The following is an 11,863-nucleotide window of genomic DNA, read 5'->3' on the forward strand; positions in this document are numbered from 1 at the left end:
TCAGCCTATGGCAACGCCCCTGGTATCTATTATTTCCATCAACTACAACCAGGCCCAGGTAACCTGCGAGATGGTAGCTTCCCTGCGCCAGCTCACGTACCCGGCCGTGGAAATCATTGTCGTGGACAATGCCTCCCCCACCGATGACCCCGGCATCATTCGGGAGCAGTTTCCGGAGGTGCAGCTGATCCGGTCCGCCCAGAACCTGGGCTTTGCTGGCGGCAACAACCTGGGCATCAAGCAGGCCAGGGGCAAATACATCCTGTTTCTCAACAACGACACGGAGGTAGCGCCCGGCTTTCTGGAGCCTCTGGTGGCTTTGTTTGAAAGCAACCCCGACGCCGGCATTGCCTCGCCCAAAATCATCTTCCACGGCACCGACGATATTATTCAGTACGCCGGCTCGCGGGGCATCAACACCTGGACGGGCCGTAGCGTGACCATCGGCCACGGAGAGCCTGATGCCGGCCAGCACAACACCTCCGGCCCTACCAAGCTCGCCGACGGGGCCGCCATGATGGTGCCGCGCCGCGTGATTGACGAGGTAGGTCTGATGCCGGAGGTGTACTTCCTTTATTACGAAGAGCTGGATTACTGCGAAATCATCAAGCGCTGGGGCTACAGCTGCCACTACGTGGCCGAGTCCACCATTTACCACAAGGAGTCCATGTCGGTGGGCAAAGCCTCGGTGCTGAAAACCTACTACATGAACCGCAACCGCCTGCTCTTTATCCGCCGCAACTTCACCGGCTGGTCGCTGTGGACGAGCACCTGCGTGTTTCTGCTGGCGGCCCTGCCCAAGAAAGCCGTGGCCTTTTCGCGCCGCTCGGAGTGGAGCCACCTGCGGGCCCTGGGCCGCGGGCTGTGGTGGAATCTGCAGCACCTGGGCACTCCTTCCGCTACTACTACCTAATCCCTACGCTATGACCCTTATTACTCTCGTTCTGGATGGGCTGCTCTGGGTGCTGGGTATTTACCTGCTGCTAAACTGCGCCTACCTGCTGTTTTTTGCCATTGCCGGCCATCTGCGCCCGTCCCAGCGGCCGGCCCTGCCAGCCGCGGCCAACTCTCGCCCGCGCCCGGCCCGCGCCATGTGCGTGCTGATTCCGGCCTACCGCGAAAATACGGTGGTGCTGGAAACCACCCGGGCCGCGCTGCGCCACGCCTACCGCGGCGCGCACACCGTCTGTGTTATTGCCGATGGCCTGGAAGCGGCTACCGTGGCGAGCCTGCGCGAGATGGGGGCGCAGGTGCTGGAAGTCCAGTTTGCGCGCAGCACCAAGGGCAAGGCTTTGCTCTACGCGCTGGAAAAGCTCCCCCCGCGCACGTTCGAGGTAGCCATGGTCCTGGACGTGGACAACCTCATGGGTCGGGGCTGCCTGGAGGCAGTGAACGAGGCCTTCGAGGCCGGCTACCAGGTGGTGCAAACCCACCGCACGGCCAAAAACACCGACTCGGCCTTTGCCCTGCTCGACGCCTGCAACGAGGAAATCAACAACCACATCTACCGCAAGGGCCACTTTGCGGTGGGCCTCTCGGCGGCCCTCATCGGCTCGGGCATGGCCTTTGAGTTTGGCTACCTGCGCCAGTTGCTCCAGGGCATCGGCGAGACGGTGGGCGAGGACAAGGAGCTGGACTTCCGCATTGCCCGCGACCAGGAAAAAATCTGCTACCTCGACAGCGTGTACGTCTATGACGAGAAGGTGGAAAACGCCCAGGTGTTCACCCAGCAGCGCAGCCGCTGGCTGGCCTCGCAGTTCGAGTTCCTGAAGAAGTACGCCGCCGAGGGGCTGGAGCAGCTCATGGAGCACGACAACCTCGAGTTCTTCAACAAGGTAGTGCAGGCCTTTCTGGTGCCGCGCACCCTGCTTATTGGCGTGCTCGGGTTGCTGCTGCTCGTGTCCGTGGGGCTGAGTTTCGTGCTACCCGCCGGGCCCGCGCCGCTGTTCTGGGCCGGGCTGCTGGCCGTGCTGGCCCTGACCCTACTTATTTCCCTGCCCGCGCGGCTCTACAACCGGCAGCTGCTCACGGCCGTGGTGCGCCTGCCCTACGCCCTGCTGTGCATGATACTGGCCCTGCTGCGCATCAACCGCTCCAAAACGGCCTTTCTCGCTACTCCGCACCGGGTGCAGGCCCTGGACGCCTCGCTGGACCACTAACCTCCCCCGCGCTATGCCTTTCGAACTTATTGCCCTGCCGGCCGCCGCCTGCCTGGTGTTCGGCTTTATCCGGGGCCTGCGGGCCCGCCGGCAGTCCTGACCGCCCTTCCGCCCTCCCCCTCTCCCTACCTCACATCCGCGTTTCCTCCCACGTGACGCCCAACCTCTTCAGCAGCTGTTGAGCTACCCTTTCCCCATGATGAGCAACGTGTACCTCTATCTGTTCTGGGCCGCTTTTGCCGTGGCGTTTTACACCTACGTGGGCTACGGCTTGGTGGCCTGGGCCTTGGCCCGCCTAAGCCGGCTGGTGCGCCCCCGCCGCCCCCTGGCGTTTTTTGAGCCCGACGTGACGCTGGTAGTGCCAGCCTACAACGAGGCCGACATCCTCGATGACAAAGTAGCCAACTGCCTGGCCCTGAGCTACCCCCGCCAGAAGCTGCGGCTTGTGTTTATTACCGACGGCTCCACCGATAACTCGGCCGAAGTACTGGCCCGCTACCCCCAGGTGGAGCACCTGCACTCCCCCTTCCGCGGCGGCAAGTCGCTGGCCGAAAACCGGGCTATGGAGTTTGTGCGCACGCCCTACGTCATCTTCACCGACTGCAACTCCTTCCTGAACCCCGAGGCCGTGCGCGAGATGGTAAAGCACTACCAGGACCCGCAGGTGGGCGCCGTATCGGGCGAGAAAAAGGTGCTGGCCCACAACTCGGCCTCCGGGGCCGGCGAGGGGCTGTACTGGAAATACGAGTCCTTCCTGAAGCGCTGCGACTCCGAAATCTACTCCCTCATGGGCGCGGCCGGCGAGCTGGTGTCGTTCCGCTCCAACCTGTTCCAGCCCCTGGAAAAGGACACCATCCTCGACGACTTCATCCAGTCCCTGCGCATTGTGGAGAAGGGCTACCGCGTGGTCTACGAGCCGGCCGCCTACGCCGCCGAGGCCCCTTCGGCTTCCCTGGCCGAGGAAATGAAGCGCAAAATCCGCATCTGCGCCGGCGGCTGGCAGTCGATGGTGCGGCTGCGCTCCTTGCTGAACCCGCTACGCCAGCCGCTGGTCACGTTCCTCTACGTCTCGCACCGGGTGCTGCGCTGGAGCCTTACGCCGGTGGCGCTGGTGCTGCTGCTGGTGCTGGGCGCCGTGCTGGCCGGGCTGCACGGCGGCTTCTACGCGGCCTTTTTCGCGGCCCAGGTCCTGTTCTACGGGCTGGCCTACCTGGGCTGGCGCGCCGAAAGCCAGGGTCGCAGCCGCAAGCTGCTGCTCGTGCCGCTGTACTTCACCAGCATGAACGTGGCCGTGTTTGCCGGCTTCCGCCGCTACCTGCGCGGCACCCAGTCGGCGGCCTGGGAAAAGGCCGCCCGCACCCAGCCCCTGGAAGGCAACCTGAGCATTCCGAAAGCCTGACCCCGTCCCGCTCCTTCCCCACCCGCCATTCAGTAGCCGTTCACCCAACTTTCCTTCGGCGATGCGAATAGCCCATTTGATTATGGCCCACAAAGGTCCGGAGCAGATTGCCCGCCTGGTAACGGCCATGGCCCACGAGGGCTTCGACTTTTACATTCACCTGGACGCCAAGGCCGACCGCCGGGACTTCGAGTTTTTGGAGGAGCTGCCGGGCGTGCGCCTGACCACCACCCGCCTCTACGTGCGCTGGGCCTCCTACCGCTTCACCAAAGCCATTGTGGAGTGCACCCGCGAAATCCTGGCCACCGGCATTGCCTACGACTTCATCAACCTGATGAGCGCCCAGGACTACCCCATCAAGCCCGCCGATACTATCTACCGCTTTTTTGCCCGCCACCGGGGGCGCTCCTTTCTCTCCTTCGAGGCCAACGCCGAAGACTCGGAGTGGTGGGCCCACGCCATTACCCGGGTCGAGAAGTACCACTCCACCTACTTCCACTTCAAGGGCCAGTACGTGCTGCAATCCACCCTGAACTGGCTGCTGCCCAAGCGCCGGTTTCCGCTGCCTTACACCCTGTACGGGGGCAAAGATGGCTCCTGGTGGACCCTGAGCCGGACCTGCGCCCAGTACCTGGTTGATTTCCTGGATGACAACCCGGCCCTACGCCGCTTCACCATGTTTACCTGGGGCTCCGACGAGTTTCTGATTTCTACCATCCTGATGAACTCGCCCTACCGCCCCACCATCATCAACAACAACTACCGCTACATCGACTGGAGCCAGGGCGGGGCCAACCCCAAGGTGCTGACGACGGCTGACTTCGAGCGCCTGCGGGCCAGCCCCCAGCTGTTTGCCCGCAAGTTTGACCCGGCGGTGGATGCTACCGTCCTCGATTTGGTAGATGAGCAACTGCTCACGGCCCCGCTGCAACCCGTTTCCTGATGCGCACCCGGCGGCGGCGGCCGCGTTTACTTCTAGCCTGATTTTACATGGAGAATACCCTACTCGGCCGTGATATTGTGGTGGTGGGCCAGCAGCCCTGGGACACCGAAATTGGCAGCAACTGCCGCAACATTGCCCTGGAGTTTGCCCGCCACAACCGGGTGCTCTACGTGAATGCCCCCCTGGACCGCAACACCGTGCTCCGGCACCGCCGCGCGGGCTGGGTGCAGCAGCGCCTGCGGGTGGTGCGGGGCCAGGAGCAGCCCCTGCAGATGGCCGGCGACAACCTGTGGGTGCTTACCCCGGATGCCATTGTGGAGTCGATTAACTGGCTGCCGGCTTCCCCCCTCTACGACCTGCTCAACAAGCGCAACAACCGCCGCTTTGCCGCCGCTATTGAGCGCGGCATCCAGGCCCTGGGCTTCCAGGAGTTCGTGCTCTTCAACGACAACGACATTTTCCGCAGCTTTTACCTCAAGGAGCTGCTGGCCCCTGCCGTGAGCGTGTACTACTCCCGCGACTATATGCTGGCCGTGGACTACTGGCGCAAGCACGGCCGCCGCCTGGAGCCCCAGCTCATTGCCAAATCCGATGTGTGCGTAGCCAACTCCAGCTACCTGGCCTCCTACTGCCAGCGTTACAACCCTAATTCCTACTACGTGGGCCAGGGCTGCGACGTAGCCCCCGCCGCAACGACGGCCACCACCGTGCCCCCCGACCTGGCCCCCATTTCCGGGCCGCTGATTGGCTACGTAGGGGCCCTGGTGAGTTTGCGCCTGGACATTGACCTGCTGGTTAGTCTGGCCCGGCAGCGCCCCGAGTGGAGCCTGGTGCTGGTAGGGCCCGAGGACGAGGCGTTTAAAGCCAGCGCTCTGCACGAGCTGCCCAACGTATATTTTCTGGGTCCGAAGGCGCCCGCGGAGCTGCCGGCTTACATCCGGGAGTTTACTGTGTGCCTCAACCCTCAGCTGGTCAACGACATGACCATTGGCAACTACCCCCGCAAGATTGATGAGTACCTGGCCCTGGGCAAGCCCGTGGTAGCTACCCGCACCCAGGCCATGGACATCTTCGCCGAGCACACCTACCTGGCCGACTCGGGCGCCGACTACGTGGCCCTGATTGAGCAGGCCCTGTGGGAGGACTCCGCGGAGCGCCAGCGCCGCCGGGCCGCGTTTGCCGCTACCCATACCTGGGAAAACAGCGTCCGGCAGATCTACGAGGCCATCCGGGCAGCCTCGCCCCCGGCCGCTGCCCCTGTTGCTCTGGCTCATGCCTAAGCCTGCTTACCGCTGCCCCTTTGCCTTGCCCTTTTCCGCCCTTCTGTTCCCACCATTTCTTCCCCGGTAGCTGATGCTCGCCTTGTTTAAAAACCGACACATCTTATCCTTAACCGGGAACGGCGTCATGGCCGTGTTCAGCATCCTGACGTACAGCATCCTGTACCGCTTTTTGCCCGAAACGGACATGGGCAACTGGGTGTTCTTTCAGTTCGCGTTTCTGCTGCTCGATACGTTTCGCACCGGCCTGCTGCAAACCCCGCTCATCAAGTTTTACGCCGGCGCCGACCTGGCCCGCCAAACCACCGTGGCCGGCTCTTCCTGGTTTATTGGCCTGCTGGTAACGGGCAGCTTCGTGCTGCTCAACCTGGTGGCCTGGCCCCTGGCCGCCACCACCACCGACGCCGGCCTGCTGCTGCTGCTCACGTACTTCGGCATCAGCCTGGTCGTGACCCTGCCCTTCAACGTGGCCGTGTGGCTTCTACAGGCCCAGCAGCGCTTCGATGCCATCCTGACCATCCGGCTGCTCAACCAGGGCTCCTTTATTCTGCTGACGGTTTTGCTCTACTGGCTGGGTAAGATCAGCTTGCTGGGCATTGTGTACTCCTTTCTGGCCAGCTCCCTGCTCACCAGCGTGGTGGCCCTGGTGATGGGCTGGGCCCGCCTGGGCTCTTTGCGCCACAAAACCCGGGAGTGCGTGGCCGAGATATTCCACTTCGGCAAGTTCAGCTTCGGCACGTTCCTGTGCGCTACCCTGCTGCGCAGCTCCGATACCTTCATCATCAAGTTTATGCTCGGGCCGGCCGCGCTGGCGGTGTACAACCTGCCCCAGCGCCTGCTCGAAATCATTGAGATTCCGCTGCGCAGCGGCCTGGCCACGGCCATGCCCGATATGTCGGCGGCCGTGAACCGCAAGCGCCACGACGAGGTAGCCCACACCCTGAAAAAGTACGCCGGCTCCCTCACCCTGCTTTTCATCCCGATTGCGCTGGGCGTGCTGGTGTTTGCCGACGTGATTGTGCTGGCCATTGGGGGCCCCAAGTACGTGCACACCGAAGCCGCCAACATCTACCGCATCATGATTGTGTGCGCCCTGCTGTTTCCCATCGAGCGGTTTTTGGGCGTAACACTGGACATCATCAACAAGCCCCAGCTCAACCTGATCAAGGTGCTCATTGCGTTGGCCATCAATACTACCGCCGACATTCTGTGCATCCGGCTGACGGGCAGCATCTACGGGGCGGCGGTGGCCTCGGCCTTTACGCTGGTGGCCAGCCTGGGCTACGGCTACTGGGTGCTGAACAAGTACCTCCCCCTGCACTACCAGGATACCTTTCCGCTGGCCTTGGCCGAGTTCCGCAGCCGGCTTGATCTGCTCTTTCAAAAGGTGAAGCTCATCACCCACCGCAATCCTACTTTATGAAGAACTTTATCGTCCTCTCCTACGGCAGGCAAAACGAGTATCAGCGGGCGGTGTTTGCGGTGTTGAGCTTCTGGGCGTGGTATAGGGGGGATAGAGCAAGCGTACAAACCATTATTTACACCGATAATCCGGCGTTTTTCCAGCCCTACCTGGCCGGGCTGCCCGTGCAGTATGAGCTGCTGACGCCGGAGCAGCTCACCCACATGAAGGGCCCGGCCCGCTACGTGCACCGCGTAAAGGTACTGCTGCTGGAACTGGTATTCACCCGCTTTCCGGCCCGCGACATCCTCTACATCGACACCGACACGTTTTTCGTAGCCGACCCTGCGCCCTTGCTGGCCCGCCTGACGCCGGCTACCAGCCTGATGCACCAGCCCGAATACCTGCTGCAAGATGCCGTGGGCGTATTTGCCGAGTTCGGTCAGCAGCACTACCCCGAGCAGCTGCTGGAGCTGCTGGCCCGGGAGGCCTTCCAGGTAGCCGGGCAGCCCGCCCGGTTTTACTCCCGCCAGATGGCCTGGAACTCGGGCGTGCTCGGCGTCAGCCGCCAACATGCCGGTCTGCTGCCCGATGTTCTAAAGCTGGCCGACACCTTTTTCGCCCGTACCCGCTGGTTTGTGAGCGAACAGCTGGCCTTTTCCCTGGTGCTGCAAAACCAGAGCCAGCTAGTGGGCTGCCAGGCGTATTTGCTGCACTACTGGGGCCGGCGGCAAAAGTGCCTGATGGATGCGCAACTGACCGGCTTGCTCCAGCCGGGGTTCCAGCAGACGTCCTTGCCGGAGCGGCTACGGCGGGTGCGGCAGCTTACGGGCCCCTGGCAGCGGCAGGTGGAGGCCGACCGGCTGCGCGAGGGGGCGCTCTACGCCTTTACCAACCGACAGCCGGCGGCGGGCGTCAAGTACGCGCTGAAATCCCTGACCAAGGCTCCGTTCAGCCGCTACTTTCTGCGCCGCCTGCTCGTGGTAAGCCGCCGCACGTTGGCGTCGCCCCCCACGGCAAAACCCGCCCATCATCCCGCTCGGAGCGAGCCGGCCCGGTTCACGCCCAAGGCGTGGGGGCAGGTGACTCGCTCCCGCTCGGAATAACGGGCGGGTTTTGCCGTGGCGGGGTCGGCTACTCGGCCAGCACCACCCGCTGGTTGCGTACTCCCGCGGGGGTAGTCAGCCGCACGAGGTATACCCCCGTCGGCAGGCCCTGGGCGTGCAGCGTCACGCGCTGCGTACTGCCGGCTTCCACCGGGCCGGTCAGCAGCTGGCGCACGAGCCGGCCCTGCAAATCGTACACGGCGAGGGTTACGTGGCCGGCCGTGGGCACCCGGAAACTTACTTCGCTGCTGGAGGAAAAGGGATTGGGAGCCACCGTAAACTCGGCTTCCAGCCCGCGGGCTGCGGCTCCTGTACCTTCGCCCAGCAGAGCGCCGCCGGCCGTGGCCGTCAGGCTGGCGCTGCCGCCCGGGTAAGGCGACAAACGGCTACCCGGAATGGGACCTTCCAGGGTGCCGTTGGGCAGCTGCCAGGCCACGGCCACGTAGTCGTCGCCGCCCTGCTCTTTGTGCAACGCCTCCACGTAGTAGCGCTGGCCGGCCGTCAGGGTAACCGGGGCCGATTTCTGACTGGCGTACTTGTTCCACTCCCGGGAGTTGGTGTAGCCGCTGACCGAGGCGATGCGCACTTTGCGGGCCGGGTCAGCATCGGAGCTTAGCCACAGCTCGCAGTTGTCGTCGCCGGCAATCCAGAAGGTATAGGTGCCGGTTTGGGGCGGGCAGAGGTAGCCCCGGATACGGGCGCCGTAGTTGTCGCCGAGGTTGCGGCTGCTCTCAAACTGGGTCAGGTAGCTGGTGCTGGCCGGCGCAGTCAGCACCGGAATACCCGTTACGGCCGCGCCGCTTACATTATTCCACTGCTCGCGCAGGATGCTGCCCGTGGCCGAGCAGGTAGCCGGCACGGTAGTGGGCGGCGGGGTAGTACCAACAGTGCTGCCCGCCGCGGGTACCACGAACAGCGGCGTTTCCGTCAGCAGCACGCTCAACTGCCCGTTCGTGAGGTTTACCCGCTGCACCGCCAGTGCGCTGCCGCTGGTTGGGCGGTACACGTCGGCGTAGGAGGCAGTGCCCAGGTTGAGGGTGTACTGCATCGTGCGGCCCCGCTCGTCGGGCACTACCAGGGCGTAGGCCGATTGCCCGTTCAGCTCGTAGCGGTCCACTACGGGGGTAGCGTTCAGGCTTTCCTTGAAGGCATACTCGCCCAGCAGCTGGTTGGCTTGCGTGAGGTAGCGGGTAGCCAGGCGCGGGCTGCGGTCGGCGTTGAGCAGGCCCATGGTGGCAAACTGCGTGGCGCTGCCGGGGTTGTCGTCGTAGAGCTGGTAGAAGAACACGCGCTCCACGCCGTAGCGCGGATACAGCAGGGCCGTGCGCAAAATCCAGTCGGCCTGGGTTTCCTGCACCGAGCGGCTGCCGATGGCAATGGCCTTGAAGGGGCTACCCTGGTTGGTATCGAAGCCGGTTTCGGTAATCCAGACGGGCATGTTGCCGCAGTACTGGCGGGCCATCTGCACGAAGCTGCGGGCTACGGGCCCGGCGTCGGACACCTCGGGGGCCGCCCCGCGGGTAGAGTTGCCGCCCTGGGAAGTGCCCGCGTCGTTGGAGTAGTTATGGTAGTTGATGATGTCCCAGCACAGGTTTACGCTGCCATCGGGGCGGTAGCCGCGGTTTTGGCGGCACCACTCCACCATGCCCTTCACGTACTCGGGGTCGGGCTTGGCCAGACCGGCCATCACCACCTGCATGGTAGGGTCGGCGTTTTTCACCCCAATGCCCGCGCCCAGGGTGTTCTTATGTCCGTCGTAGAAGGCTGAGAGGTTGGCGGCGTACTGGGCGGGCGTCTGGTAGGCTTTGGCACCCTTCCACCACTTGTCCCGCTCGTTGTCGCACTCCATGTAGGTAATCAGGTTCAGGCCAATCTTCACCTCGTTGATGCCGTCGCCGGGCCAGCGGGGGGTAGTATTTACTGTGACCAGGCTGCGGCTCAGACTTGTGTTGCGGCCGTAGCGGGCAGCAAACTGAAACGCCATGCGGGCCTGCTCGCGGTAGGAAGCGGGGTTGCTGAAGTCGGCGCCGCCGCGCACGGGCACGTTTTCATGGTCGCGCTGGTCGGCGGGCCAGGTGTTCAGCAGCCAGCCGGGCAGGGTTTTGATGCAGGCCAGCACCTCAATGCCTTCCGCCTTCAGGCGCTGGTACAGGGCATCGTAGTTCCAGCCCCCGCTGTGGGTAGGGTTGAAGGTGTAGCTGCCTTCGGAGGACTCCAGACGCTCCCAGTCGAGGTAGTGGCGCATGCCGGTGAAGTTCTTCATGCCCGCCAACCGCGAGGGCTCTACTTCCCAGGGTCGGTTGGGGTCTTCTAAGTCCCACTCGAAAGCATTGATACCCAACGACTGTTTAAACTTGATGGCTCGCGCTGCAGTGCCAGGAGTGCCGGGCGTCGTCGGGGCTGGCGCCGCCTGCACCGTCAGGGTCTGACTAACGCTGGCCGCGGCCAGGTAGGCGGCGCTGGCGGCCTGCGAGGCCGTAATGGTGGTAGTACCGGCCCCCACCACGGTAGCCTGCCACTGCCCGCCGGCATTGGAAACCGAGGCCACCGCCGGGTTAGAGGAGGTAAAGGTGATGGGCGTAGCGGAGTTGGTGCTGGTAGCGCTGAGCGCAAACGGCGTGTCGCCCACCGTTCTGCCCGCCAGCGCCCCAAAGCTGATAACGGCCTGTGAGGGGGTAGGCGTTGGCGAGGGAGCCGCCGGGCCGCTGGCGTAGCCGAACACCTGAATTTTCTGCGGAATGTTGTTGCAGTACTTGCGCACGATGATGGCTTCGGCCGTGACCGATGCGGCTGGCCGCAGTTCCACCCACTGCTGATAAAGCGCTCCGGTAAAGGTGCCCAGCAAGGTGCGCTGCCCCCCGCTCAGGGCGTAAATGGAGGCCGGGTTATCGGCAAAGGAGCCCTCAACGTCGTAGAGGCGCACGCGGGTCAGGGTGGTGCGCTGGGCTAGGGGTAGTGTTACGTCGATGTATTGAAAGTTGGCCGGCTCCCAGTGGTTGCGCACCAGGTCGGTGAGGTTGTCGTTAAGCCAGGGCGAGTAGTCCTGCCCCGTGTTCACGCTGGGTGTAATGGCGGTGATGCTTACCCGGGTTTCGGTTTGGGCCCGGGCCGTACAGGCCAGCAAAATGCCCACGGTGAAGGTCAGCAGCGCCATCCATCTGGAAAATTTCCCCATTTCGAAAGAAGTTTGGTGAAGGTGTAGGGTAACGCCTGGCTTAGGCGCTGCCCCGTTTTGGTAAGCCAACCCGCCGTGCGGGCCTGGGTGGTGTAGTGCGCTGGTGTGGGTTCCGTGGCTACGGAACTACATTCTCTCCTCTCCCTTGGTCTTTCCGGCCTGAGCATCTGGCACCGGGTAAACCGCTGCCCTTGCCCCCCGAAAATACCTGCTCTTCCCCTCGGGAAGCCCCATCGTTTGCCGCCGCTACGCAGCAGACAAACTGCGTCCGTATTCCTCTTTTTGCTCCTGCTAGCTCTACAAAAGCCGCCGGAGCACCCATCTGCTGTATCGGTAGGCCTAGCCTAACCCCGAAGCGGCTTTGCTTCGTTCCACTACCGCCAAGCGCACGTGCTTATT

Annotated in this window: 8 protein-coding genes; 7 read left to right on the top strand and 1 reads right to left on the bottom strand. The window is 63.6% G+C overall.

Annotated features, from left to right (window positions below; translation table 11 throughout):
* Window positions 1-7: 7 nt before the first annotated feature.
* From K3G63_RS08610 to K3G63_RS08640, 7 genes are all read left to right on the top strand, one after another.
* Window positions 8-913: a glycosyltransferase family 2 protein gene (locus tag K3G63_RS08610; RefSeq protein WP_220613633.1), complete on the top strand. Its 906-nt coding sequence runs from the start codon at window positions 8-10 to the stop codon at window positions 911-913.
* A gap of 10 nt (window positions 914-923) precedes the next feature.
* Window positions 924-2,159 carry a glycosyltransferase gene (locus K3G63_RS08615; RefSeq protein ID WP_220613634.1) on the top strand — a complete coding sequence of 412 codons (1,236 nt, stop codon included), beginning with the start codon at window positions 924-926 and terminating at the stop codon, window positions 2,157-2,159.
* Window positions 2,160-2,337: 178 nt separating this feature from the next.
* Window positions 2,338-3,558, top strand: a complete 1,221-nt coding sequence (locus K3G63_RS08620; protein ID WP_259404311.1) for a glycosyltransferase family 2 protein — start codon at window positions 2,338-2,340, stop codon at window positions 3,556-3,558.
* Between the two features lie 61 nt (window positions 3,559-3,619).
* A complete protein-coding gene (locus K3G63_RS08625; RefSeq protein ID WP_220613635.1) occupies window positions 3,620-4,501 on the top strand; it encodes a beta-1,6-N-acetylglucosaminyltransferase in 882 nt (293 codons plus the stop codon).
* Window positions 4,502-4,548: 47 nt separating this feature from the next.
* Entirely contained in the window at window positions 4,549-5,781 is a 1,233-nt protein-coding gene (locus K3G63_RS08630) for a glycosyltransferase (protein WP_220613636.1), read from the top strand.
* A gap of 73 nt (window positions 5,782-5,854) precedes the next feature.
* Window positions 5,855-7,204 (top strand): lipopolysaccharide biosynthesis protein, encoded by a 1,350-nt coding sequence (locus tag K3G63_RS08635; RefSeq protein WP_220613637.1) that lies wholly within the window; start codon window positions 5,855-5,857, stop codon window positions 7,202-7,204.
* Window positions 7,201-8,289, top strand: a complete 1,089-nt coding sequence (locus tag K3G63_RS08640) for a hypothetical protein (protein ID WP_220613638.1) — start codon at window positions 7,201-7,203, stop codon at window positions 8,287-8,289. Before K3G63_RS08635 ends, K3G63_RS08640 begins: the two co-directional genes overlap by 4 nt.
* Before the next feature lie 28 nt (window positions 8,290-8,317).
* Here the strand turns inward: K3G63_RS08640 and K3G63_RS08645 are convergent, their stop codons facing one another.
* Window positions 8,318-11,464, bottom strand: a complete 3,147-nt coding sequence (locus tag K3G63_RS08645) for a T9SS type A sorting domain-containing protein (RefSeq protein ID WP_220613639.1) — start codon at window positions 11,462-11,464, stop codon at window positions 8,318-8,320.
* Between the last annotated feature and the right edge of the window lie 399 nt (window positions 11,465-11,863).

Origin of the sequence: Hymenobacter sp. HSC-4F20, from assembly GCF_019599275.1 — a bacterium.
Classification (GTDB): Bacteria; Bacteroidota; Bacteroidia; order Cytophagales; family Hymenobacteraceae; genus Hymenobacter.